This window comes from Prosthecobacter fusiformis (assembly GCF_004364345.1).
Taxonomy (GTDB): Bacteria; Verrucomicrobiota; Verrucomicrobiia; order Verrucomicrobiales; family Verrucomicrobiaceae; genus Prosthecobacter; species Prosthecobacter fusiformis.
In genome coordinates, this window is the sequence record NZ_SOCA01000006.1 from 64,538 (window position 1) to 90,719 (window position 26,182).

The 26,182-nt window shown below is 56.0% G+C and carries 21 protein-coding genes; 11 read left to right on the forward strand and 10 right to left on the reverse strand.

Annotation, left to right across the window (positions count from 1 at the left end):
* The first annotated feature begins 301 nt into the window (after positions 1–301).
* Together EI77_RS15495 and EI77_RS15500 are read left to right on the forward strand one after the other, a co-directional pair.
* Positions 302–2,545, forward strand: coding sequence for a DUF1549 domain-containing protein (locus EI77_RS15495; protein WP_133796203.1), 2,244 nt, complete (start codon positions 302–304; stop codon positions 2,543–2,545).
* Positions 2,546–2,590: 45 nt separating this feature from the next.
* Positions 2,591–3,895: a DUF1501 domain-containing protein gene (locus EI77_RS15500; protein WP_133796204.1), complete on the forward strand. Its 1,305-nt coding sequence runs from the start codon at positions 2,591–2,593 to the stop codon at positions 3,893–3,895.
* Between the two features lie 149 nt (positions 3,896–4,044).
* On the opposite strand, the gene hpf is transcribed toward EI77_RS15500, so the two are convergent.
* The 6 genes from hpf to EI77_RS15530 all read right to left on the reverse strand — a co-directional run bounded on the left by hpf (position 4,045) and on the right by EI77_RS15530 (position 8,728).
* Positions 4,045–4,644: a ribosome hibernation-promoting factor, HPF/YfiA family gene (gene hpf / locus EI77_RS15505; RefSeq protein WP_133796205.1), complete on the reverse strand. Its 600-nt coding sequence runs from the start codon at positions 4,642–4,644 to the stop codon at positions 4,045–4,047.
* A 56-nt stretch (positions 4,645–4,700) separates the two neighbouring features.
* Entirely contained in the window at positions 4,701–5,465 is a 765-nt protein-coding gene (lptB, locus tag EI77_RS15510) for an LPS export ABC transporter ATP-binding protein (protein WP_133796351.1), read from the reverse strand.
* Between the two features lie 116 nt (positions 5,466–5,581).
* Positions 5,582–6,541: an LptA/OstA family protein gene (locus EI77_RS15515; RefSeq protein WP_133796206.1), complete on the reverse strand. Its 960-nt coding sequence runs from the start codon at positions 6,539–6,541 to the stop codon at positions 5,582–5,584.
* Between the two features lies 1 nt (position 6,542).
* Entirely contained in the window at positions 6,543–7,058 is a 516-nt protein-coding gene (locus EI77_RS15520; protein ID WP_133796207.1) for a hypothetical protein, read from the reverse strand.
* A 1-nt stretch (position 7,059) separates the two neighbouring features.
* Positions 7,060–7,890, reverse strand: a complete 831-nt coding sequence (kdsA, locus tag EI77_RS15525; RefSeq protein WP_133796208.1) for a 3-deoxy-8-phosphooctulonate synthase — start codon at positions 7,888–7,890, stop codon at positions 7,060–7,062.
* Positions 7,891–8,404: 514 nt separating this feature from the next.
* Positions 8,405–8,728, reverse strand: a complete 324-nt coding sequence (locus tag EI77_RS15530; RefSeq protein WP_133796209.1) for a hypothetical protein — start codon at positions 8,726–8,728, stop codon at positions 8,405–8,407.
* Positions 8,729–8,879: 151 nt separating this feature from the next.
* On the opposite strand from EI77_RS15530, the gene EI77_RS15535 reads away from it, so the two are divergent.
* A complete protein-coding gene (locus EI77_RS15535) occupies positions 8,880–9,572 on the forward strand; it encodes a hypothetical protein (protein ID WP_133796210.1) in 693 nt (230 codons plus the stop codon).
* A 105-nt stretch (positions 9,573–9,677) separates the two neighbouring features.
* The gene (locus EI77_RS15540; RefSeq protein ID WP_133796211.1) at positions 9,678–10,115 is read left to right on the forward strand and encodes a hypothetical protein; all 438 of its coding nucleotides are present in this window, start codon (positions 9,678–9,680) and stop codon (positions 10,113–10,115) included.
* Between the two features lie 50 nt (positions 10,116–10,165).
* Here the strand turns inward: EI77_RS15540 and EI77_RS15545 are convergent, their stop codons facing one another.
* The 3 genes from EI77_RS15545 to EI77_RS15555 all read right to left on the reverse strand — a co-directional run bounded on the left by EI77_RS15545 (position 10,166) and on the right by EI77_RS15555 (position 15,297).
* Entirely contained in the window at positions 10,166–12,541 is a 2,376-nt protein-coding gene (locus EI77_RS15545) for a GmrSD restriction endonuclease domain-containing protein (RefSeq protein WP_133796212.1), read from the reverse strand.
* Positions 12,538–14,244 (reverse strand): DUF262 domain-containing protein, encoded by a 1,707-nt coding sequence (locus EI77_RS15550; protein ID WP_133796213.1) that lies wholly within the window; start codon positions 14,242–14,244, stop codon positions 12,538–12,540. Before EI77_RS15550 ends, EI77_RS15545 begins: the two co-directional genes overlap by 4 nt.
* Before the next feature lie 120 nt (positions 14,245–14,364).
* A complete protein-coding gene (locus EI77_RS15555; protein WP_133796214.1) occupies positions 14,365–15,297 on the reverse strand; it encodes an amidohydrolase family protein in 933 nt (310 codons plus the stop codon).
* A 155-nt stretch (positions 15,298–15,452) separates the two neighbouring features.
* Between EI77_RS15555 and EI77_RS15560 the strand changes: the two genes are divergently transcribed.
* From EI77_RS15560 to EI77_RS15590, 7 genes are all read left to right on the forward strand, one after another.
* Complete coding sequence (locus tag EI77_RS15560) at positions 15,453–16,346, forward strand: hypothetical protein (RefSeq protein WP_133796215.1); 894 nt, start codon at positions 15,453–15,455, stop codon at positions 16,344–16,346.
* 73 nt (positions 16,347–16,419) lie between these two features.
* The gene (locus EI77_RS15565; protein ID WP_133796216.1) at positions 16,420–18,666 is read left to right on the forward strand and encodes a glycosyltransferase; all 2,247 of its coding nucleotides are present in this window, start codon (positions 16,420–16,422) and stop codon (positions 18,664–18,666) included.
* 6 nt (positions 18,667–18,672) lie between these two features.
* Positions 18,673–20,634, forward strand: coding sequence for an asparagine synthase (glutamine-hydrolyzing) (gene asnB, locus EI77_RS15570; protein ID WP_133796217.1), 1,962 nt, complete (start codon positions 18,673–18,675; stop codon positions 20,632–20,634).
* A 1-nt stretch (position 20,635) separates the two neighbouring features.
* Positions 20,636–21,115 carry a hypothetical protein gene (locus EI77_RS15575; RefSeq protein WP_133796218.1) on the forward strand — a complete coding sequence of 160 codons (480 nt, stop codon included), beginning with the start codon at positions 20,636–20,638 and terminating at the stop codon, positions 21,113–21,115.
* 94 nt (positions 21,116–21,209) lie between these two features.
* Positions 21,210–22,406: an O-antigen ligase family protein gene (locus tag EI77_RS15580; RefSeq protein ID WP_166647288.1), complete on the forward strand. Its 1,197-nt coding sequence runs from the start codon at positions 21,210–21,212 to the stop codon at positions 22,404–22,406.
* A gap of 138 nt (positions 22,407–22,544) precedes the next feature.
* Complete coding sequence (locus tag EI77_RS15585) at positions 22,545–22,955, forward strand: YlbF/YmcA family competence regulator (RefSeq protein ID WP_133796220.1); 411 nt, start codon at positions 22,545–22,547, stop codon at positions 22,953–22,955.
* 95 nt (positions 22,956–23,050) lie between these two features.
* Complete coding sequence (locus tag EI77_RS15590) at positions 23,051–23,767, forward strand: ABC transporter ATP-binding protein (protein ID WP_133796221.1); 717 nt, start codon at positions 23,051–23,053, stop codon at positions 23,765–23,767.
* 8 nt (positions 23,768–23,775) lie between these two features.
* On the opposite strand, the gene EI77_RS15595 is transcribed toward EI77_RS15590, so the two are convergent.
* Complete coding sequence (locus EI77_RS15595) at positions 23,776–26,181, reverse strand: exopolysaccharide transport family protein (protein WP_133796222.1); 2,406 nt, start codon at positions 26,179–26,181, stop codon at positions 23,776–23,778.
* Position 26,182: the final 1 nt, after the last annotated feature.

The following is a 26,182-nucleotide window of genomic DNA, read 5'->3' on the forward strand; positions in this document are numbered from 1 at the left end:
AAACCGACCAATCTCATTTGTAACCTCAATTCCCGCGATTCAGCGTGAGATTATGTCATAAAAGGCACAATATCAGCGGTTTAGCTTGATGCCGGGCAGTATTTGAGAAGGTCTGGACCATCAGGCACCGGCCAGAATTTGCAGCCGCTCGGCCGGAATCCATCGCGGAATCCGGGGTGAAAATCGGAAGGCAAAGTCTGGGATGGCGATTTCTGACTAAATTTGTTAGAATTTCACTAATGAAAGAGGCGCTATGCCGTTTTAGCACCTGAAGTCACCTTCACATTCTCCACCACCATCTATGAAAGCCACCAAATACATGCTCGCCGGTCTGATGATCGCCGGTTTCGGGGGCAGTTCCGCCTCTGCGGCAGAACTCCGCACCTGGACCGACGTCGAAGGCCGTCAGGTTCCCGCCTCCTTTGTCCAGATCGAAGGTGATACCATTGTTTTGCAGACTGCGGACGGTGCCCAGCATCGCTTCCCGCTGGCCCGGCTATCTGCCGATGATCTGGCCATTGCCAAGGCTGCCCAGGCCGCAACGCCTGCGGCTCCTCTTCTCCCGGCCAATGCCACTCCGGCCCAGGCCGCAAGAGTCATCGACCAACTGGTCTATAACGGCTTCAAGAAAGCAAACGAAGCCCGTGCCGAAGCCAAAAAAGCTCCCCTCGCCGGTTTTAATCCGATTGCCAGCGACGAGCAGTTTGTGCGTCGTGTGTACTTGGACATCGCGGGCCGTATCCCAAATTATGAAGAAGTCAGCAGCTTCCTCAAGGACGGTAACGCCCAGAAGAGGACCACCTTGATCGACATGCTCTTGGAGTCCGATGGCTACAAGACGCATCTGTACAATTACTTTGCCGAAATGCTCCGCATCAAAGACAACTTTGAGCAGGATAACGTGCGCGGCACTCCTTACATCAACTGGTTCAAGGACCAGATCGCCAAGAACGAGAAGTGGGACAAAATCGTTTATCAGTTGACCACCGCGACGGGGAAAATGTGGGACCGCAAGGAAGACGGCAGCTATAACGGTGCCGCCGGTTACCTCCTCCGTGATGCAGGCATGCCTCTCGATAACCTTGCTAATACATTGACCGTGTTCCTAGGGACTGACGTCGCCTGTGCCCAGTGTCATGACCACCCCTTCGCAGACTGGACCCAAAAGCAATTCTATGAAATGGCCTCCTATTTCGGTGCCACCACCACTCGTCTGAATGGTCGTGATATGAAAAATGGGGACCCGATGGCCCGTCTGATGGCGGACATTGAGCCGATGGTTGAGAAGTCCGGTCAGGACCTCCGTCGTATCCGTAACGGCATCCAGAATTTCATCCGTGCCAATCAGTCTGCCGTGAAGGACAGATACCAGGTCGTCCGAAACGGTGAAACGGAAAAAACCGTTCCTGCCAATGGCATGAAACTACCGCATGACTATCAGTATAAAGACGGCAACCCTGGAGATCCCGTGGCACCGAAGTTTGTCACATGGTCTTCTCAGGACAAAGAAAACCCTGCCTATAAGCAGGACCAGGTAGCTGAAGAAAACCTTCGTCAGGCCTTTGCCAACTGGATGACGCATCCTGAAAATCCACGTTTCGCGATGACCATTGCCAACCGCATGTGGAAGCGTGCTTTTGGTGCTGGCGTCAATGAACCGATCACCAACATTGATGATCCTGACCAGTCCGCTAACCCGGAACTCTTGCGTCATCTCGCCGCAGAAATGAAGCGCGTGAATTTCGACCTTAAACAGTTCATGCGCATTGTGTACAACACCCGCGCTTACCAGTCCGAAAGCACCACGGAAAACATCAATCTGGGTGAGGTCTATTACTTCCAGGGGCCAATGCTGCGTCGTATGTCCGCCGAGCAGGCCTGGGATTCATACATGACACTTGTTCTTGGCCAGCCAGATGCCTACAAGGCACCTCTGCAGGACCTCTATGCCAAGTCCATTGATATGAACCTGGACACGGTCGATGCCCAAACGGTCCTGGTGAAATACAGCGCCTATCGCAGCATGCAGACCAAAGAACGTGCCCTCATGGGCGGCGGCCTGGATATGGTTGGTGGCGATGGCATGATGATGGAAGGTGGTGCTGCTAAGAAAGGTGCCCCGGTGGTGGCTGCAACGGATGGCCCAGGCAAAATCCTGGACTATGAAGGCATGCGCCTCATGCGTGCTTCCGAAATCACCCAGCCAGCTCCTGGTGGCCACTTCCTCATCGACTTCGGCCAGTCTCCCCGTAACCTCATCGATGGCAGCACCAAGATCGGCAACGTGCCCCAGGTGCTGATGATGATGAATGGCAAGGCGCAGAAGATGCTGACCAGCCGCGATTCCCTCGTCTTCCGCACCATGGACAAGGTGAATAATCCTGCCGATAAGGTGGAGCGCATGTTCATGACCATCATGAACCGCCGCCCGACCCTCCAGGAAAAAGACATCGCCAAGCGCGAGCTTTCCTCTCACGGAGAAGAAGGTTATTCCAACATGATCTGGGCTCTGATCAACACCCGTGAGTTCATGTTCATCCAGTAATCACGCCGCCAATTTTTAAACAGTAAACGACGATACGAATTGAATATGAAAACCGAATTACTCCGCCTGAGCGACCATAACCGCCGCCAGTTCATGCTGACGACTGCGAAAACCGCACTCGGCGTCAGCCTGCTTCCAGGATTGTCATCAAAGATGGCCGCTGCTGAAGGCGCATCCGTTTCTGGCCCTGGTACGGCTGGTTTTGGCAAGGCCAAGCATGTCATCTTCCTCTGGATGAATGGCGGCATGACCCACCTGGATACTTTTGACCCGAAAACCGGTGCGACCAAAGGCCCAGGCGAAGCCATCAAGGCCAAGGCTGAAGGCATCGATTACCTCGGCGGTTACCTGCCAAAGCTGGCTGAGAACGCCAGCAAGCTCTCCATCATTCGCTCCATGTCTTCCAAGACTGGTGTGCATGAATCCGGTACCTACATCATGAAGACCGGGTATGAGCCCCGCAGCACCATTGTGCATCCTTGCATGGGCGTCTGGGCTACTCATTTCCTGGGTAACATCAAAGGCGTGACCCTGCCGGATAGCGTGATCGTCAACAGCGGCAGTGCTTATCCTGGCGCTGGCTTCTTCCCACCGGCCATGTCTCCGATCCCGATCTCCAATCCTGAGACCGGTCTTCAGAACATCAAGCCAACCACGGATGACTCCATGTTCGGCAAGCGCATCGGCCTCATGAATGAGTTCGATTCCTCCTTCCGCAAGAAGTTCCAGACGGAAGACGTGAAGGCCTATACCGAGTTCTATGATGAAACGCTGAAACTCATGAAGAGCGAAGACCTCAAAGCCTTCGACCTCACTCAGGAAACGGCTGAGACCCGTGAGAAGTATGGCCGCACCAACTTCGGCCAGGGCTGTCTCCTTGCCCGCCGTCTGGTGGAAAGCGGTGTCCGCTTTGTGGAAGTGCAGATGGGTGGCTGGGACATGCACAACACCATTGATAACGGCATGACCAACAACGGCACCACCTTGGATAACGGCTTCGCCGCCCTGATCCAGGACCTGGACGCCAAAGGCCTGCTGGATTCCACCCTTGTGGTCCTCGGTTCTGAGTTCGGTCGCACGCCGGATATCAACGAGAACGATGGTCGTGACCATTATCCTCTGGCTTACTCCACGGTCTTTGCCGGTGGTGGCACCAAGCGCGGCTTCGCCTATGGCGCGACCGACAAGGAAGGCCGTCGTCCTGCTGACAAGCAGACCAGCCCTCAGGACTTCCTGGCTACTATCGGTCATGCGATGGGTCTGCCTGTGGACGAAGTCGTCATGTCCCCTTCCAACCGCCCCTTCACCGTGGCGGACAAGGGCACCCCAGTGGTGGACCTCTTCGCCTAATCCGTATACGGTTTTATCCAAAACACCCGGTCACATGGCCGGGTGTTTTTGTGTCAGGAAGCCTCAAAAGGACAAAGAAAAGCCCCAAACACACAGGGGTGCTTGGGGCTGGTGATTCGGGTGGTTGGAAACCTCCGTATCTATACCTATTAAGCGGCGATGGCTGCGGCTTTGTCTTCAGGCTCGATCAGGCCGTATTCGCCATCTTTCCGGCGGAACATGATGGCCAGGCGGTGGGTGGTCTGGTTATGGAAGACGACGAATGGACGGTCGTTGATCTCCAGGTCCATGATGGCTTCATCCGGGTATAGGGGGCGCACTTTATACTGCTCCTGATGGATGTAGGAATGCTCCACGGTCTCCACTTCGCCATGAAGGTCGTCTGCATGGAAGACTTTCTGTTCCAGGTGACGGATGCTCCCATCCTTACGGGGGCGATGGCTCTTCAGGAGGCGGGTCTTGAACTTGCGCATCCGGCGCGCGATCTTGGAGATCGATTCGTCGATGGACGCATAGATGTCTTCGGTCGTGCTCTTGACTTCGATATGGATGTGGTCAGCACAGAAGAGGATGATCTCGGCGATCTGACGGTGATGCTCAACGTCCAGAATGATCTTGGCTTCGATGATGCGCGGGTAGTCGAGGTGGAGGCTTTCGATCTTTTTGTGAGAGTATTCGCGAATGGCGTCGGTGATCTCGATATGACGGCCAGTGACGACGATCGGCAGGTTCACGTTGTGTTTTTGCATGGTATGTATCCTCCTATTTGGGGTTGGTTGGAAAAAGGGTTGGGGAAAAAGGCTGCTTACATGGTGAAGTCTTCGCCCAGGTAAAGGCGGCGGGCTTCGGGGTCATTGACGAGGAAATCTTTGGTGCCGTGGCGTCTCACCTGACCTTCGTAAATGAGGTAAGCACGGTCCACAATGTTGAGCGTTTCACGTACATTGTGATCGGTGATGAGGATGGCCAGGCCTGCACGGCGGAGCATGCGGATAATGTCCTGGATTTCGCTGACGGCGATGGGGTCGACTCCGCTAAAGGGCTCATCCAGCATGAGCAGCTTAGGTTCGGTGACGAGGCTGCGGGCGATGGTGAGGCGGCGCTTCTCACCACCGGAAAGGGTGAGGGCCAGATTGTCCGCCACATGGTCGATGCCGAATTTTTCCATGAGCTGCTGGCACTGGTCCTGCCGCTCCTGCTTGGTATAGTTCTGGGTCTCCATCACGGCCAGAATATTCTCCTTCACCGTTAGGCGGCGGAAGATGGATTCTTCCTGGGGCAAGTATCCCATTCCCAGTCGGGCGCGTTTGAACATGGGCTGCTCAGTGGCGTCATTGCCATCAAAGATGACCTTTCCGCCATTAGGACGCACCAGGCCGACGATCATATAAAAGGTGGTGGTCTTGCCAGCTCCGTTGGGGCCAAGGAGGCCGACGATCTCGCCCGATTTAACCTCGATATCCACGCCGTTGACGACAGCGCGGCCATCATAAACTTTTTTCAGGCCTTCGGTGTGCAGCAGGATGCTTCTTTCATCCTCTCCCTCTGAATGGGACGGGGATGATTGCATGACAGGGGCCGACTCCATGAAGGGAGGTGTGGTTTTGGGGGTGCGTGGACGCTTGGAACGTGCGGCTGACATGCCCGGTGAATAAATAAGTTACAGGTTGATGCGATGCCGGCAGGTCATTGATCTTCGTTGAGGATGACGGTGCGGGTGGGGCGGTTGGAGTTGAACTTGCCCTTTTGGTCAAAGGTCATGATCGTATCGGGACTGATGGCGCTCTGCATGACATTGCCAGTCTGCACCTGGGGATTGTCACGCATGGTGATGAGACCTGACACGCCGTCATACACAGCGTTGCGGCAAAAAGCGCGCTGAAGCTCCCCTTCGGGGCTGACCTTTTCGATCCTGACCATGGGGCCGGAGGCGATGGCTTTGTTGACTGGATTAGGCTTTTCAGCAGCGCCTTTTTTCTTAGACAGGATGGGGTCCGTTTTATTGGCCTGCGGTTCCTTTTTCTTGTTCTGCTCCTCTTGGTTGAGGTGGACGATGAGCTCCTCGCATTCGATGTAGAACTGAGGATGGCGGGCGCGGACGTTGCCTGTGTAGATGAGGATGCCTGTATCCGGATTAAAGACGGAATTGTCCGCCTCAATGACGACCACGGGTTTCCTGGCAGCGCTGGCTTCAGGAGGCGCATCGTTCAGCGGCTGGAGGAGCATGGGTTTTGGTCCCTCGGCGGCTGGTGGCTGGTCGGCAGGAGTGGTAGTGGCAGTTGTTCCAGCAGGGGGCGCATCTGCATTGGCCTCATTGCGTGCATCCAGCATCCGTTGAGCTTCGGGCAGCAGGGTCTTGGCGGCAGCTTTGGCCGCTTCAGCCGCCTGGGCCTTGATCTCCGGGGATTGCATGGCCGCTTTGGCGGCATCAGTCAGGTTCCCGGGCAGGTTACCCATCAGGCCCCTGGCGGTTTCCTTGGCTTTGTCCAGTTCGCCGTTGGACTGGGCTTGGCGCAGTTTTTCAGCGGCGTCCTGAAGCTGTTTTTTCTGGTCCGTCGTGGGGGTGGACATGCGCGTAGCGCCCTGTCCGCTGGCGGACAAAACCATGCAGCCCAGGGCCGTGGCGATGGTGAAGAGGGTTCTCATATCAGTTGGATGGTTGGTTTCCCTCCGTTTTGCCAGAGACCGGGTCCATGTCAAAGATCAATGTGCGGACATGTCCTTTCATGCTTCCGATGGAGTTGGCGGTATCGAAGACCATGGTGTCTCCTTCCATTTGAAAATCGGCCCGGGCCACCAGACTGCGCTCACCACTGCGGAGGATCTGATCCTGCATGTGGTAAATGGCGCTTTTGAGGTCCACGCGGAGGTTTTCTGCGGGATCTTCAGCATAGATTTCGACAACGACTTTTTCTGCGGACAGACGTTCTTCATCCAGGCGTGTGAGAGTATCCGCCGTGAGCAATGACGAGGGCTTGCCTTCGCTGAAGGAAGGGACAATGACGTTTTTGTTCACGAAACCAAGCGGGATCATTTTGCCGATGGCGCTCATGCCATCGGACTCTGCCGGGTCGGTGGTAGTTTGGGATAAGGCGATGGCGGAAAGGGCGACGAGACCCAGCATCAACCAGGGCCGCAAACTCAGGGTGGTGTCTGGCCTCATTTTAAGCTTCCTCCGTCACAAGGGTGTGAATGCGCCGCAGTTTTTCTACCACCATGGCAATGTCCGACATGGGGACCTGATTGGGGCCATCCGAGAAGGCTTTGGCTGGATTCGGGTGGGTTTCCATAAAGACGCCATCGCATCCGGCGGCTACCGCTGCACGGGCCAAGACGGGTGCCAGCTTGCCGTCGCCACCTGTGGTGGTGCCCAGGCCGCCCGGGCGTTGTACGGAATGAGTCGCGTCAAAAATGACCCGATAGCCCAGCTCCCGCATCCAGTATAGCGACCTCATATCCGTTACCAAGTTTTGATAACCAAACGTGGTTCCGCGTTCAGTAAAAAGAAAGTTTTCGCAGCCGGTGCTGATGAGTTTTTCGGCGATGTTTTTGACATCCCAGGGAGCCATGAATTGGCCTTTCTTCACGTTCACGGCGCGGCCGGTTTCTCCGGCGGTAAGGATGAGATCCGTCTGGCGGCTGAGGAAGGCAGGGATCTGCAGCAGGTCGATGTGCTCAGCGGCGATTTTGGCTTCTTCCGGGGAGTGCACATCGGTGGTGACGGGAACGCCCAGCTTCCGGCCGATTTCGGCAAGGATGCGGCAGCCGTCTTTGACGCCCAGGCCACGGTAGGAGCTGATGGCGCTGCGGTTGGCCTTGTCGTAAGAGGCTTTGAAGACCCATTTCAGCCGCAGGCTGTTGGCGATGGCTCCGAGGCGCTCGGCCACCTCCCAGATAAATTCCTCACTCTCGATGACGCAGGGACCGAGAATGAACAAAGGCTGCGTACCATCCACTGGCACGGAGCCCACCTTGACGACGGGGAGAGGGAGCATGAGATCAAATGTAACCGCGAGGCGGCATGTGCCATCCAGCGTTTCGCAGGATAGCGAGCCGAGTCCGTGCTGACAACCTGCAAGTGAGTCAGAAGGATGATCCGAAGGAAGGGTCTTGAGAGTGGATTTCACGCAGGCCAGTATCACTGCCACTTGGCGACTTTTGAAAAGATGGGGAAATGGGGAGAGATTTCATTTTTCCCCATTTGGGGATTTGGCGGCTAATGTCTTGGAAATCAGTGGTTTGTGATGGGGATGAGTTTCCCCATGGATTCCCCCACGGGGAATTTTTGGGGGATGAAATGGGGGCGGATCGCCCGATGCGAGGCAGGGGAGATGAATTCGGCAGTTTCATTGAGCGCAGGGTCATGAGGCCAAGCTTGTGGATGTGGGCGGCAATCCCAATGCCGTCGCTGTGAATTTCGACGGCCTGCCTGGGCTGCACAAGGCGAGAGCACCCCCACTTGCGCTAAGTGGAGAATAAAGTTGGGCACCTGTGCCTGGGTATCATTCTTTAGGATTTCGGTACATTGAGGTCATTGCCCTCCTTTGTGCCGACGGTGATGCTGCGGAGGCGCTCTTTGGGAATGATGATGGTGTAGTCATTCCGGTTTTTGAGGCTGAGAACAACCCATGCTGGGTAAACCTCCACCCAGGGGTCTTCTTTGATGGAAGTGCTGGCTCCCGGCAGGCCTTTATCGAAACGGGTGTATCCATGAACAGAATCTTTGTGATCCAGGTAATAGATGGATTCGACGCGCCCTGAAAACAGCCGATCCGGTGACTTGCCGCAACTCATCGGCAGAAACAGCAGGGGCAGCAAAATCAGGGCTTTCATAACGGAAGTGGGCAGACGGGGAATTCCACCGTCTTATCACAACGGCAGGAACTCGTCGAGAATGTCTATCAGTGATTCCCGTGTGACGGGGCCACGGTGACCCAGGCTATTTTAACTTGTCTTGCGGCTCTCACCTGAATGTAATGCCTGCATGAGTGAAGACGAACCCAAAAAGGGCTGGGGATGCATGCAGTGGGGGGCTGTGTTGGGAGTCATCATTCTACTTGTTGGCTTTTTCAGCTCTATCGGCAGCAGTCTCGTTACTAGGAGTCGTCAAATGATAGGTGCCAGCAATGCTGGCCAGATTGTGGGGCTGCTGCTGACTTACGCCAGTGAGTATAACGGTGTCTTCCCTGACCATGGGAAAGACCTTACCAAGCTGACGTCCAATGACGTCTTTCGGGTATTGTTTAAAGAGGGTCTCATTCAGGATGAAACGATCTTTGGTTGCCCGCTGTCAGGAGTCTTGCCGGATAAAAATTTCGGCGCGGCACCTGATTACGCGCAGGCTCTGATGCCGGGGGAGAATCATTGGATGTTCACGGCAGGTCTCAGCGCGACCGCACCTTCGCATTACCCGCTGGTGATGGAGGATGCCGTCACTTCTACCTGGCCACCCCAGTGGAGCCCCTCTTCAAAATCGTTCTTTAGTTTCGCGCCACCTAAGAATCGTCCTTCCGGTTCTGCATGGAAGGATGGCAGCATTCTTGCCGCTTTCAATGATGGCTCCGTGCAGCCGGTGAAGCTAACGCTCAAAAACGGAATTTTGAGCCTTCCCAAAAGTGTCCTGAAACCCGAGGGGAAAACGCCCCTCCCTGAATTGAAGATTTTGGATGTTGAGTAATAATCTGTTAGGGGGGCGGGAGATTGATCCCAGTTTTCTGATTTCTAGTTATAATTTAGGTTAGGCTTGAAACACGGACGAGTTGTTGGCGTAATGGATTCTCTCATGAAAATCATTGCCAGCGTCTTTCTCTTGGTCCTCAGCGTTGCCGTTCCCCACCTCATCCATGCGGAGGAGTTCGATTCCCGCGATGCCATCGGGATCACCTCAGGCCGCAGCGTGGCTGCCGCTTTGAAGCGTGCGGAGAAAGAGAACAAGCAAGTTCTGGTCTTTGCGGTGGACGAGACCAAAAAGTCTCAGAGTTTCCACATCAAAGGGATGCTGGAGTTCGAGGAGACCAAACAACAGGTGCGCGATCACTTCATCCTCGTGGTCACTGATTTTAAGGACAAGAACATCAGGGCCATCGTGGCCAACGAGAGCACCGAACGGCCCTTCTACATCCTCTTCAACAAGGATGGCAGCGTCGTCCAAAAAGGCACAACTGCGATGGGCGGGACCCTGGGTGCCAAACTGGTGAAGGAATGGACGGAGAAGAAGTGAGGCTGGTACCAGGCCCCCTCCATACAGGGATGCAAGGGGGCGGTGTGTTCTCATGAAGGAGAGTGCGTATCGCGGTGGTTGCGCGCGGTCCGCACGATGTCATCAATGGCAGATTCGATTGCTCCGCGCATTACCTGTCTGTGCAGCCTGTTGTTTTCATCAGGAGCAAAACCGATGGTTTGGAAGGCATCGGATACATCTTTCCGCATCGTTTGGGAGTGACGTTGGAAAAGAGAGAGGCCGAAGGCGTGATTTTGGAAAGTGATATCAAGGGCGATGATGCACCTATCTGACAGTTTCCAGTTAAGATAAGCGCATGGAGTTTCGCTGCGGGTAGGATGATAACCCGGGTTGCTAAAAGGAGTCAGTTTACCTTTTTTATGCTTTTCTGAAAGCAGGTCCAGATACAGGACATAACTGTAAAGCTCGAAGTGTTTACTGCGTCCATCACGCCCTTCTAGAAGAGAAGCTGTTCCTGGGCCTGGACGAATGATGAAATCCCCGCAGGCAGCTATCGTTTGGGGCCACTTAACGATGAGATATCGCCACTCTTGCTTTATTGACTGGGGTGAAGAGACCGCGTCATCAATGATAGCCTGCAAGGATGCGGCGACTGCATTATCCAGATTGATGAATTTAAGGACCGATCGCAGGGATTCACGTTGCAGCTCGATTTCCAAGTCTTCATAGCCTCCTTGCAGCAGGCGTTTCCACCTATGGGTATCAGACGCGCGATAGTGAATCAGATGGAAGCTGCGATCTGGCATCTCGAAGTCGCCCTTCGCAATGAGCGCACGCTCCAGGCGATATTCCTTGTCGGAGATCTTGTCTTTGGTTGGAAAGACGTGGCGGGCGCGTTGGAAGTAGAAATGAAAGCTATTTTGGAAGGCCTTATCTTCGGTATGGCTCCATGCGGTTTGCTTGTCTGGAAGGTAGGTATCGAGGATGCCTGAAAATTTCAGAAGAAACTCGATCTGACCGTCGAAAAAGGGATGCCTTTCAGCTTCATGGAGGACGGGCCACCAGGAGTCGTTGCGTTTAAGAAGCTGAGCCTTGAGCTGTTCTTCACGGATCTGTTGTGTATCAAATCCTCCAACCTCTAGGGATGACGCAAAATGCTCCACGATGTTGTCTGCCTCTTTGATCAGACTGGCGATGGATCTCTGGCTGCGGTTGAAATAGTCCAGGGTGTAGCGGGTGTTTACAGCAAGATTGTGAATGATCCGCATCCACTCTCCAAAGGCTTCTGGATCTATTTTGTTAGGCAGGGTGTGATTAACATGATAAGCAGCATAAGCGGACAGGCGCACAAGCTCCGCATATTCCAGCGGTTTGGCATTGTTGAGCAAGGTCTCAAAAAAGGCTTTTTCATCGAAGGGATGTTTCTCAGGGAGCCAGCTTTGGAACTTGGATGACAAGCCGCACCAACGATCTAACAGCACCGTGAGGGTGATGATGAAAAGTTTATCTGCGGACTCGATGAACAGAGAGCTTGTCAGGCTTGTTTCGTCTTGGTTCAGAGCCTTCACCCGTTCTTCCCATCGGGCGTCACCGGTCGGTCGGGTAATGATGGCTACGGCTCGGACAAGACGCATGACCTTATCGTCGAAGAGGGTTTCGGGATCCCGGTAGTTCCAAAAAAGGTCGGTCCATTTCTTGTCGATGCGGTTGCTAAAATGCTGTTTCAAGGAGCCTTGGCTGCCATCGGGCAAAAGAGTGTCGTTCTGAAACAGCTCACCGATCTTTTCTTCCAGCCGGGCCTTAAAGGTCTCGAAAACGGTCAGGGGCTTTCCCCGTGCGTTCATTTTGATATAAAGGTCATCGGAAAGATTGAAGCGGTCCAGATTCAGCAGTTGAAAGGTGATGTTGCTGAGGCGGCAGTAAGCATTTTTGCTGTCATGGAAGTGTGCATGGATGGTGTCCAGCATTGTGAGCGCCCCTTTGATCGTCAGATCATAATGCCAAGCATTGAAAAACCAGGACTGGTCCGTAATGATCTCTGTCAGCTTTTTTGAGCCGGGCATGGGACCGGGGTTGAAGGCGACCAGGGCATCAAAGAAATCCGTGGAGCTGGGGCGGACTGCATAGGTGAAGCGGGATCTTCCCTCGTGCCGCATTCTGGAGGAAAAATCAGCATACTGGCCTTCATGACATGCCAGATACCAATGCAGCAGCAAGAGGGTGGTCAGGCGTTGCTGACCATCCAGGGGACAGAACGCCTTCTCGTTGTCCTGGCTGCCGTAAACGAAATCCAAATCCAAGGCAGGGGATTCTGTGGTCAGGGCTTGGTGGATGGATTGGAGAAACAAGGTGCGAACTTCAGAGGCGGTTTCCCGCCCTTGGGCGTAATCGCGCTGAATGAGGGGGATTTTGACCTTCTCCTGTGTTTGAATGAGGCCGTAAAAACTGGTTCGTTTGCCGTTCATGGTTTGTCTCCCGTACTGAAAAAGGTGGTGAGCGTGTCGATGATCTCCTGCTGATAACTGTCATGGTCGTGTGGCTTCCACCTCATCATGTCATCCACCTCCGAGCTATAAGTCTTGAGAAAGACATTGCGGGTGCAAAGCGGGACAAACACGCCGTTCTGATCGAGCTCTAAAATGCGTTGCCGCTTGGTTGGAAAAGGTGCGTTTTTGTAACTGCGGTTCGTTCCTTCATCGAGAAGGGCGAGGTTGCCAATGCTGTTCTCCGTTTCTTTATCGTTATCCCCTTCGTCTATCGTCATCAGCTCTTCGTAAAGGGCGACGAAGGCGTCAGTGTTCCATGGCTTGGCACTGAGAAGGGTGTCAATGCGTGCTTTGAAAGGGGTGCCTATGGATGGCGAAATCGTGGACAGGTATTTGCGTTGATCCGCCTCAGATTGCGGAGGGTCCGATGCTACAGATCGGACATGCTCGATGTCCCAATTGGAGTTCTTGTAATGGTCGAAAGAGAAACGCTGATTGGAAGCAGCGTGACGCAGCATGGTGGAAAGATTGAAAAGCAGGAGCGTGCTGCGGACTTTGGGATCTCCATACTCCAAGCCAGAGACGAAAGTTTCTATCGATGCTTTATCCATGTTTTTCGAGTGAGAAATTAGCGAGCCAAAGATCTTGAGGATGAGGTGGCGGCGGAAGGCGCTTTTCGACAGGCCTGCGCCTTCATTGCGAAGGGTGAGAATGCTGGATCCGTGAATGATGAGGTAACCGATGAGATGGAAGAGCTGGCGGTCATGAAACCACTCTTCCAATGTGTGGAAAAGCTGGCGGATCTGTTGCCACATGGCTTCCTGAGTCTTCGGAGTGATGCGGGCGTGGTAAAAATCAAAGAGGCCATGAGGCTGGTCGTGGCTCGGCTTGTCACTGTCTTCTTTGGCGATGAGCTTAAAAAGCAGCTCGATGCGGGAGGGGGCGGAAGACTCTTTCCCTTGGAGGAAGTACCAGAAGTCATCGTGACGGAGGGCCTTCTCCATGCGGTCCCATTCCTGGGCGATCTGGAGTTGACGATTGGTGCTGGCTTCAGAGGTCTCTTTGCCGCGGCGCAGGTAAAGAGCGCGGATGAGTTCGGCATCAGACAGGGGGATTTTGCCGACGTTGAGTCGCGTGAAGGCATCCACGGCGTTAGCATTGTGTGGAAGCTGGTAACAGATGACGCGGGTGTGGTGCAGCAGCTTTTGAAGAAAGGCCTCACGAGAGATGGCCAGATCATCCTTGAGCCATTGCGTAATCGAACAATGCATCTGCTGGATGAAGTGATGATCGATCGTCTTGGCGGGAGCGGCGTCGGGCTTTTCTAGGTAGGCCTGGCTGTCAGGCCGAGTTTCATAGCTGAGTGAGAAGGCAGACTGGTCAAGGGAGGTGAGGATGAGGTGGATGGTGGTCAGCCTCTGCTGACCATCGATCACCTCCCAAGGGGCATCGGCATGATGTTTCACCACGATGGGCTGCAAAAAATAGAATGTGGGAGTGCCCTGATTGTCTTGAGGCTCAAAGTTGGCAATGTCATTGAGCAGGGCCAGGACCTGGGTCTTGTCCCAGCGATATCCACGCTGATAGGCGGGAATTTTGAAACTATACCCCCGGAGGTCTTCGATGGGTTTCAGACTGATGCTGTCATCGGTCTGGGAGGCGCAAGGGGGTAATGAACTCATGGTTGGTGCGACAAAAAGGTTGAGGAGTGTTCCAACAACCGAAATGACCGGACGTTGGAGTAAGTGGCATAGTGGCTGATCGAATATCCGATGATATCCGCGGCTTTGCGTTGATGCGCTTTATGTAGCTTTTCCAAAAAACACCTTCTCCGCCGTCTTCCCGAGCATGGCGGCTTTATCGCTGGCGGTGAGGAAGGGAAGGTGGTCGCGGATGAGGGCGAGGGAGGCTTCGTAAGTGTGGCCGGGGGCGACTTGGAAGGGGGAGTCGCTGGCCCACATGAGGCGTTGGGGGCCGAAGTATTGATGGCACTCTTTGATCATGGGGCTGAGGTCCAGGTAGGGCGGGGTCCTTTTGCCCAGGGTATAAAAGGCGGAGGTTTTGAGGACGAGCTGTTGATGGACGGAGAGGTGCAGAAGGCGGTCCAGATGGGCGCGGGTGATGGGGCCGGCCATGCCGACACGGGCGAGGTGGTCCACCACGACGGGGGTCTGGGGATAACGGAGGCACATTTTATCCACGGGGCCGAGGGCTTCGGGGCTGATGAGGAGACAGATGCGGAGGCCTTCATCGGCGGCGGTTTTCCACATTTCCTGGATGCCGGGGGTGTCCAGCCAGGCGGCGACATCCGGGGTGCGGGGGCTGAGACGAAAGCCGCGTACGCCCTGCCGGGCCAGGTCCTGCATGCGACTGCGGATGTGCGGGGCGGAATCATCAATGCTGGCGACGCCGGAGAAGACGCCTGGGTGGGCGGCGATGCTGTCCAGCATGTAGCTGTTATCAAAGCGATAAAGGCTGGGCTGGACGAGGACGATGCGGCGCACGCCCACGGGGTGGCAATGGGTGAAGAGCTGCTCCGGTGTGAAGCTGGCGGGGGAGGGGGCTTTTTTCAGAAATCCGGCACGGGGGTAGCGCTTGGTATCCGGTGTCCACACATGCACATGGGCATCAATGAGACCGCCGCTGGCGGGCAGGGTGGCGCTGGGGCTCATCTGGGTGCCGACGAGCGCGGTGGCCGTGGTGGTGAGGAACTGGCGGCGGGAAAGGGTGGTCATGAAAGGAAAGGGATTCTTTGGGGGGAATCGAGCCATGCAGGATGGGCCGGGCGGGTGCCAGCATGAGTGGAGGGGGCGGGTTTGACAACCCTCTGCGCTGCAATGTTGTCACCGCAGTTGCAAGCGGGGTGGTTTTGTCCTTAGCTCCCAGGGTGATGATTTACCCTCGCTTTGCTTTCCGTTCCTGGGCTGCCTTGGCCGTCCTGCTGGCCTGTCCCGTTTTGCAGGCACAGGACCAGCCGGTCTCCCTGCAACTGCGCTGGACGCCGGGCAAGACCTACACGCAGGAGACGACGACGGAGACGAATACGGCACTCACAGCTGTGGGCCAGGCGGCGGATGTGAAAATGAAGGTGGTGCAGACCACGGTCATCCAGGTTGAGGGCGAGGAAAAAGGCAACAAGGAGGCGCGGGTGACCTTTGAGGCTCTGTCCGGTGAGGTGATGCTGGACGGCAAGAACCATGTCTTCGACTCTAAAAATCTGACGGATGCGCATCCGATGATCAAGGCCTCCATCGGCCAGAGTGTGGGCAAGTCATTCGTGATGGTCTATGACCAGGATGACCAGTTCGTATCCGTGAAGGATACAGGGACGATGACGCCTTCCAATCTGGGGAATCCCTCCCTGGAAGGGCTGGCTGAGGCGAAGGAAGTGGCGGAGCTTTACCGACGGTCTTTGGAAATGGGGCTGCCGCAGGTGAAGGTGAAGCCGGGGGACCGATGGACCTCCCAGCAGACGGTGAAATTTCCCAGTGCGGGCACGGTGAATGTGGAGCTGAGGGTGAAATTTGACGCCATCGTGAACTATGACACGGGGCCGCATGCAAAGATCAGCTTTGAGGGGGAGATGAAGAATGATGAAACGGCCCAGGAAGCGCGGCGGGTGAGCATTGGCAAGGGCTCGAAAACCTTTGGGCAGATCCTTTTCGATATCAACCGGGGTACGGTTTCCTTTGGGGCTTTCCGGGCGGACATCACGCTGGATGTGGGAGGGAAATCCCTGCCGATCCGCCAGCAGGTGTCCACTAAACTGATGAAACTGGAGTAGAGGCGGGGGTGGCATGGATTGTTCGCATTCCTTAATTGCCAGCCTGTTGTTATGGAGATTATAGTGCGGGGCAATGCCCGAATGCTCTGCGCCATGCCGACTCGCCTTCCTCATTCGTGACCTGGGTCACGGCGGGGCTCAGAGGCAGTTGGTCACACTCGCAAAGGCACTGGTCGCGAGGGGTGGCTTTGAGGTGACGGTGGTGCATTTTTACCCCGGTGTTTTTGAGGAGGAACTGAGGGCCGCTGGGGTGCGGACGGCATGCGTGGGCAAAAGGCATCGCTGGGATCTGGCGGGGTTCTTTATGCGGTTGGTCAAGACGATGCGGGGGCTGCGCCCGGATGTGATCCACGGCTACCTGCATGAGGCGAACCTGATGGCGCTTTTTCTGCGGCCCTGGTGCGGATCCCCCAAAGTGGTCTGGGGGATAAGGGATTCACAGACGGATGCGGATACCTGGGGCGTGCTGGGAAAGCTAAGCTTTCGTTTAAATTGCCTGCTATCAGGGAGAGCGGACTGCATCGTGGCGAATTCACGGGCAGGGCGGGATTACTACATCGGAAAGGGTTATCCAGCAGAGCGCTTTGAAGTGGTGCCGAACGGCATTGATGTGGATAAATTTACGAATCACTCGTTAGGCGCAGGCGGGTGCACGTTTGTGGTCATCGGCAGGCTGCATCCGATGAAAGACCATGCGACTTTTCTACGGGCGCTAGCTGCGGTGCCGGAGGCGCGGGGACGAATCATCGGGAGTGGATCGCCGGGGTATGTGGAGGAGATGAAGCATCTAGCGGGTGCTTTGGGGGTCGCAGACCGGCTGACCTGGGAACCCGCGCGGGATGATCTGCCTGCGGTTTACCCGACGCTGGACTGTGTGGTATCCACCTCGGCCTATGGGGAGGGTTTTTCCAATGTGCTGGGGGAGGCGATGGCCTGTGGGGTGCCCTGCCTGGCCAGCGATGTGGGGGACTCTGCCTGGCTGCTGGCGGATGAGCGGCGGGTCTATGCTGCGGGTGATGCGGCTGCACTGGCGGAAAAAATGCGGGAGTTTTTAAACCTGGATGAGAAGGCACGGCGGGTCTGGGGAAACGAGAACCGGCAGCGCATCCTGGATCATTTCACGGTGGCAGGCATGGCTGAGAAAACGGCCGGGTTGCTGCTGCGTCAGCGCCTGCTAGTGGTGCTGTGGATCACGACAGGGCTAGGCACGGGAGGTGCGGAGATGATGCTGGCGCAGTTGGTCCGTGGCCTAACGAATCATTCACACGTGGTCATCTCCCTGACTGCGGGGGGCAAATACATCGAGCCTTTGCGCAGTGCCGGAGCGGCTGTTTACAGCCTGGACATGCCTGCCGGGAAACCCACGCCGGGGGCGCTGTGGAGTCTGTTTAAAAACGTGCGGCAGGCGCGTCCGGATATCCTCATGGGCTGGATGTATCACGGTTGCCTGGCTGCGGTGCTGGCCAAGCTGGTCTGCCGTGCGCGGATGATCTGGAACATCCGTCAGTCTCTGTATGATCTGAGCCTGGAAAAGCGTGGATCAGCCCTGGTGATCCGGGCGTTGGCCTGGCTGTCGCGCATCCCGGAGGCCATCACGTACAATTCACAAGTGAGTGCGCGGCAGCATGAGGCCATCGGTTATCACGCAGGTCAATCACGGCTTATCCCGAACGGGTTCGATCTTGAAAAATGGCAGCCTTTGCCACCCAGTGCTGAAAGGGCAGGGGGAGTGGGGCGCTTCGGCCGCTACACGGCGATGAAGGATTACCCGGCTTTTCTGGAGGCAGCGGCGCTTATTTCCAAAGACATGCCTCAGGTGCGTTTCATTCTCGCTGGGACTGGGGTGGATGCATCCAATGAGGAGCTGGTTTCGCTGGTGCAAAAGCTGGGCCTAACAAATAGTGTGAGTCTATTGGGTGAGCGGGATGATCTGCCTGCCTTGACGGCCGGACTGGACTTGGTGGTATCCTCCTCAGCATTTGGTGAGGGGTTTCCCAATGTGGTGGGCGAGGCCATGGCATGTGGTGTGCCGGTCGTCGCCACAGACATTGGGGACACGGCCTGGGTCATGGGAGAAACGGGCCACCTTGTGCCTGCCAGAGATCCGTCAGCGCTTGCCGCCGCCTGTTTAAAAGTGCTGCGGCTTTCCCCGGATGAACGCAGGGAAATGGGTGAGGCGGGACGTGAAAGGATCGTGCAGCAATTTTCCCTGAAGAGTGTTTTATCCCAGTTTGAGGACATGCTGTCTGCTGAAAAGCGTGCGACTAAAAACTTAAATCTTTGTTCAGAGGCGGGCGCAGGCGTCCGTGCTTCCATTTAAAATTCCATGTGCGGTATTTCCGGCTATTTGACTCTTCCTCGCTCGCGATCCTCTGAACAGATGAACGCCGAGATCACGCGCATGACAGATGCCATTGCGTCGCGGGGTCCCGATGATAGCGGCGTCTGGGCGGATGCGGCGGCGGGCATCGTACTGGGGCATCGGAGGCTTTCCATTCTGGATCTATCGCCCTTGGGGCATCAGCCTATGACCAGTGCGGACGGACGTTTTGTCATCGTCTTCAATGGCGAGATATACAATTTCCAACAACTGCGTGCGGACCTGGAGCTGCAGGGGCACGGCTGGCGGGGGCATTCGGATACTGAGGTGATGCTGGCGGCTTTTCAGCAATGGGGAGTGATGGAGGCGACGCGGCGTTTCAATGGCATGTTCGCCTTTGCCCTGTGGGATCGGCAGGAGCGTGTGCTTCATCTGGGGCGAGACCGGATGGGTGAAAAGCCTTTGTATTATGGATGGTCGGGCGATGCCTTTATTTTCGCTTCTGAGTTGAAGGCCATTCGGCAGTATCCAGGATTCAATGCGGGCATCAACCGGGACGCGATTTGCAGCCAGTTGCGTTTTAACTATATCCCGGATCCACTGTGCATTTACGAGGGTTTTTACAAGCTGCCCCCTGCGTCGCTGTTGACCTTGAGCACTGCATCCGAGAGGCCACAACCTCAGCTCTACTGGTCACTTCGTGGAGTTATTGAGCATGGTGTTGACCATCCATTCACCGGGACAGAAACGGAGGCGGTGGATGCGTTTGAAGCCTTGCTGAAGGAGGCCGTGGGATTGCGCATGATTTCGGATGTGCCATTGGGTGCCTTCCTATCGGGCGGGGTGGATTCGTCTCTCATTGTGGCGATGATGCAGGCGCAGAGTGCGCGGCCCGTGCGCACTTTCACCATCGGTTTTGATGTGCCGGAATACAATGAAGCCGACTTTGCCAAAGAGGTGGCCAGGCATTTGAAGACGGATCATACGGAGATGTATGTCACGGGCAAAGACGCGCTGGAAACCATCCCGCTGCTGCCTGGATTGTATGACGAACCCTTCTCTGACTACTCGCAGATTCCTACTTATCTTGTTTGCAAAATGGCTCGTCAGCATGTGACCGTGGCTCTCAGCGGTGATGCGGGAGACGAGTTATTCGGCGGCTACGAGCGTTACTTTGTGGGGCGCAGTTTATGGAATAAATTTGCCTGGATGCCGCCCGCTTTGAAAAAGGCGGCTGCGGGAGCAATGACTTTGCTGCCACCACAAACGCTTAATTCGTTAGGCGCGGTCGCGCGTCCGATTTTGCCCAAAAGGCTCCGCCATATGGCCTTAGGGGATAAGTTGCACAAGCTGGCGGAGGTGGTGGCCGCACCGGGGATGGAGACACTGTATTTGAATCTGATGTCTCACTGGAAGCAGCCGGAGCAGATCGTCATCGGCGGACATGATCCGCAGACCAGCATTACGAACAAGACCGGCTGGCCGAGGGTGAGTGATTTTACGCATCGCATGATGCATCTGGACATGGAGACCTACCTGCCCGGCGACATCCTGACCAAGGTGGACCGTGCGGCCATGGGCGTGAGTCTGGAAGGCCGCATCCCGCTGCTGGACACAAACCTGATCGAGTTCGCCTGGCGGGTACCGTTTTCAATGAAAGTGCGCGATGGCAAAGGCAAGTGGCTGATGCGGGAGACTCTTTACCGGCATGTGCCCAAGGCATTGATTGACCGGCCCAAGCGCGGTTTTGGGGTGCCTCTGGAGCACTGGCTGCGACATGAATTGCGTGACTGGGCGGAGGATTTGCTCAGTGAATCACGTCTCAAACGCGAAGGCTATTTTCATCCCGCGCCGATCCGCCAAAAGTGGCAGGAACATTTATCCGGCACCCGCAACTGGCATTTCTACCTTTGGGATGTGCTGATGTTTCAGGCGTGGCTGGCAGCCAACAAACCGAACCCAGTCTAACATGAAGTTATTTATCATACTGGGCATGCTTTTAGGCCTCGCCGGAGTCGCTCTTCTGACATATGATCTGCTCCAAGAGCGCACCCGACAGTCCATCCTTTCCCAGGGGCGACCCACTGAGGGCCGTGTCACCGGGATCGTTCATCCGGGGAGCTGGTTCCAACCGGCGCGGATCACGGTGGAATATCATATTTCAGGGCAGCGACTCCAAAAGGATATCGATACCAGCGCAGACCTCATTGCACTACTGGATTGGGAATATGAGGGCATCGCTAAAACACCACTGCATTATCTAGCCTATCAACCGGATATAATCGCTCTGGTGGCAGATCGTGATCCCCTTGCACCTCGTCGTGCGCTGGACATCGTACTGCTTGTCTCTGGTGCTGCACTGCTCCTGCTGGGCAACAGCAAAAATCATTTTCATCGCTGCATAGCCTCTGTCAGCAAATCTATTTCGCCACCTGCGACGAGCAGATAATGACGTTCTGCTTCTCTGTACCATGCCCTCCATGTTTTCGGCTCGATCACCTTTTCCCTCACAGGCGCATGCACCAGCAGGTGCATTGGCCTCCGTGTCCTCTGACCCACTCTCACACCGCCTAGTCATCTGGATCTGCGGCAGTATCCTGGGGCTGCTGGCGGCGGATGTGATCATTGGCGCATACAATGCGGGTATATCTCCATTAAAACCTGCCTTGTTTACCGTCACGGCCTTTGCTGCCTGTGTGGGCCTGCCTTTGCTGGCTGGCCTGCGGTTTGCGCCAATTTCATTGCTGATCCTGCTGCTGCCGGCGGTGCGGCTTTTTGATGCGGCATTGTTGTCGCGGTCGGTGACTTCTTTGCAGGGGCAAGCGGGCATGGATCATCTGCGGGTGATGATTGCCATCGTGGCTATCTTGACGGTGCTATCCACAGATCCTGGCCTGCGTGCAGCACGCTGGGCTGCGATCTTGGCCATGTTCATGACCACAGGATCTGAGATTGCCGAGATGCTTGGGCTGGCGAAATTTTCCAGTATCCAAGGTCGGTATGCAGGCTTCAATAGCCACCCGAACTTTCCTCCGGTGCTGCTGTGTGAAATGCTGGGCATCACCTTCGCTCTATGCCGGAGTTTCAAGATCAACTGCCTGCTCATCGGGGTGGCATTTGTCGGGGTGGCGCTGACGTATGGGCGCAGCGGGTTCATCGTCCTGGTGCTCATGTCCGGTGCCTACGTGCTGCTGAATGCGCGGAAAAATCTGCCATTTTTGCTTCTCATGGCTGCCCTTGCCATACCGGCCGCCGGGGTGGGCTTCGCGGTTTTGCAAAGCCGCACCCAGCAGGGCATCCTGAAGGACAAGAACACATCGGAGCGCCTTCAGGCCATTTACGATCTGGACTTTGAAAAGCTCAAATCACCCGAGCGTGCGAAGGATCTGGCGGATGCCTGGGAGGGCGTGATGAAGAAACCTTTGTTAGGTCATGGTACTGGAGTTTCCGGCGTGCTCTGGGCACCGCACAACGAATACGTCTCTATCTGGCTGGAACTGGGCATACCTGGATTGCTGATCTTTGTGGGCACACTCGGCACGCTGGTGGTGCGCAGTGTCATGACGGGAGGCCGGGCCGGGTACCTGCTCTTTGCCATCATCGCCTACACTCCGGCAGGGCAGGGGCGCATCGAGATGCCGCATTATTACTTGGCCCTTTCCACGGCCGCTTTCATGCTCTGGCCTCAGCGTTTTCGCTTTGCGCTGACCTCTCCCAAACCGGCCGAATCTGCCGGGTAAATCTCCTCGGGCAGTCTTGATTCGGCTGAAAATGAGCAATCCCTGCCATCCGCCCCAGGGCTCTGCGCCGTTCCTTTTCAGGACAATCTGCAATCCGACATTCGACAATTTCCACTTTTCCACCTAGCTTCACCCTCCATGAACGCCGCCATCGCCCCCGTCATCGCCTCTCACATTGAAGCTCTCTGCGCAGCCATTGCCGCAGATCCTGAAGTGCAGTCCGCACGCAGCGACGCGGAATCTTTCCTGGCCGATGAAAACGCCGTCTCTCTTTACCGCGATGTCATGACCCTGGGCCGCAGTCTGGAGCAGCGTCACCGCAGTGGTGCAGAAATGGAGCCGGATGAAGTCACCCGCTTCCAGTCCCTCCAGGAGCAAGCTGATGGCAACGAAACCATCCAGAGCTTCATGGCCGCCCAGGACCTCCTTCAGGACGTCGCCAATAAGGTCAATGGTTTCGTCACCAAGACTCTGGAAAAAGGCCGAGTCCCTACCCATGACGAAGTTTTTGGTCAGGCAGGTTGTGGCGAAGGCTGCGGTTGCCATTGAAGCCAGTGAACGGGGTTTAGTCTTCAGTTTACAGGTTCCTCCTTGGAGAATGCTGAACACCGAAGACGGAAACTGTAGACTGTAAAACTCCCCCCATGGACCGAACCTCCGCTCCCATCTTCGAGGCCCGCGGACTGCGGAAGGTCTATCATACCGGGGAACTGGATGTCGTCGCGCTGCATGGCGTGGACATCCAGTTTCACTCCAGTGAGTTGGTCGTCCTTCTCGGGGCATCCGGCAGTGGAAAGTCCACGCTCCTCAATATTCTTGGCGGGCTGGATACGCCCACCAGCGGCCAGCTTAAATACAAGGGCTGGGATTTGAGCGGTGGCGATGAGCGCACGCTCACGCTTTTTCGTCGAAACTGCGTGGGGTTCGTCTTCCAGTTTTACAATCTCATCCCCAGCCTCACGGCCCGGGAAAACGTCGCCCTTATCACCGATATCTCGCGGGATCCGATGAAGCCGGAGGAGGCGCTGGCCCTGGTCAATCTCCAGCACCGCATGGACCATTTCCCCAGCCAACTTAGCGGCGGGGAGCAGCAACGCGTTGCCATCGCCCGGGCCATTGCCAAAAAACCTGAGGTGCTGCTCTGTGATGAACCCACGGGTGCTTTGGATGTGAATACAGGCATCGCTGTGCTGGAGGCCGTGGAGCGCATCAACCGGGAACTGGGCACCCTCACCGTCATCATCACCCACAATGCCGACATGGCAGGAATGGCTGATCGCGTGCTGAACCTAAAAGACGGTCAGATCGTCAGTTCTCATCATAACGAGACACGAGTTCCAGTAACCAGCCTTAAGTGGTAAGGGCTAGGCTAAGCCGCCCCTTGCACGATCATTCCCCGGAAGGCGCTGCTGCTCATCATGGGCTGCATCAGGCTCATCGCCGCACGCAGTTTAGCAGGATTAGACACCAGCGGATTATTCACAATCAGCACATCTGTCGCCAGTGGAGCCAAGGGTGCCACATCGGCAAAGTTTCTCAGGATCGGTCCCCCATCCAGGATGATCCAGTCCACCTGCTGGCGTGCCCGGTCGATCCATGAACGGTAACCGTCCAGCAGCTCATTCGTGGCATAGGCAGGCAGGTCATGTGCGGGCAGCAAAAACAGATTCGTTTTCCCATAGCGCAGAGATTCCAGATCATGCGCCCAGGAGCTATGATGTGTCGCGTGCGGAAACCATTGGTGCAGCGTCGGAGACACCGCATTGCACTCCATCAGGAACACGCTGCGTCCCTGGTGGCAAAAGGCCGCTGCCAGGGCGGCTGCGGAAAGGGTCTTTCCTTCACCCGCCTCAGCACTGGTGAAAAGGATCACCCCGCCCAGTCCACTACGCTTGAGCGCCTGCATCTCCAGGGTGGTGGTCAGTTGGGAAAGTGCCCCGGCGGCTCCATGCGGCTCAGGCTTCAAAAGCTGGCCCAGCATTGCCTCTGGATTGCCCTGGCCGATCAATGGCAGCCGCGCCAATACCGGTGCCTGGTTCGGCGTCTGTAGGGACAGGAAAGAAGCGGCTGCCGTTGCCTGGACTGGCGGCCTCACTTGAGCCTGGGGCAGGGAAGGGGAAGGGGCAAAGGATAGCGCTGCTGGGGGTGTACCCAGGGGCCGTGTCTGCCCGGTTGGAATGTGCGGCACCTCTTTCACCGAAGGAATGTTGGCGGAGGGGGAACCGCTCTGGCGGACCAGCTTCAAGACATGATCATCAAACAGCCCCCAGCCGACAGGCAGGCCGATGAAGATAAATCCAAAAACGATCAGGCTCGCCACCGCCGCCACCGGCTTGTTCGGCTTCACGGGCTTATCTGGAGCCGTTGCAATGTCGGATAAGCTCAGTGCACCACTGTCTTTAAAATTCCCCGTGACCTCAGCCTGGTTTAGCCGCTTCACGATTGTTTGGTACATCTCCCGGTCCGCAGCCACCTGGTCACTCAGCATTTTCTGCTGTACATTTTTTCCGCTCTGGTCCAGCACTTCACCGCGTGAAGCTTGCAGTTGCTTCTGAAAATCCGTGATCTGCCTTTCCAGGTTGGACACCTCCGCCTCAGCCATCGTCACGACGGACATCGCCGCATGGTCCAGTGCACCCTTGGCGGATTCGATCCGCCCCGCCAACGCGATCATCTGCGGATGCCGCCTGCCGCACAGGGGTTCCAATGCCTTACGCTCTGCCATCGCTGCTTCCATCTCTTTGCGGTTGAAGGCCACATCGGGATTGTCCGCCACTAGGCGCACTTCCAGCAGATCTCTTCCTGCCTGTTGGGTCGCACGGATGCTTTGCAGGTCGCTCTTCGCCTTCGCCAGTTGGATTTCCACATTGGTGATGGCCGTCATGAGCTGCCTCACCTTGTCTCCGCCCACATCCTGCGCAGCATTCGCCTGCATCAGATTTTCACTCTTGCTGTAGGATGCCAGTTCACGCTCACTCACCTCCAGCCGTTTTTTCAGCTCATCTGCCTTCGTCTGTAGGTAGTCCCGTTCACTCTGTGTCTGGCCACTCTCCTGCTCGCCAAAAAACTTCATGTAATCCTGCGCAAATCCATTGGCGATGTCTGCCGCCATTTGCGGAGTGCGGTTGCGCACCAGGATGCGTAAAATGTGGGATTCCTTCTGCGGCTCGACACGCACTGCTGTGCCGATGCTTTCCGCGAATACATCCACCGGCGGTGCTGGTTTGGCCGGGGTATAAAGCCCTACCATTTTCAGCAACTGATCCTTCCTTCCCAGGGTGCTCAGCTCCTCGCTGATAAACACATCCCTCTTCACCGGATCAAACCGATCATAAAAATAGTCCGAAAACCGCCGGGACTTGATCTCCGTGAGGTGGTTGTTGATCAACTGCGGAGCACTCAGCTCAGTCACCCCTTGGCGACCCATTTCGTTAAAGTTGAAGACATTCGTATCCTGAAGCCGCAGCCTCAGTTTGGCTTCCGCCTCATACACGTTGGGTCCCATCCCCAGCAGATAAAAAATCGCCGCCGCCGCAGGCAGTGCCAGCAGCAGGCCCAGCAGGCCATACCTTTTCATGTAGCCGACGAGATCGGTGACACTGATCACCGACTCGCTAAATTGCGGTCGTGGCGTGTTCAGGTACGGATTTTGGTCCACCTGCGGCAGGGGCAGCGGTGCTCCCAGCCCCGTCGGGGCCAGCGGCACTAGCCCATGTTGCACCCCTCCAGCACCCGGCTGGGACTGGTTGGGATCGATGGCTAATTGATACGACATA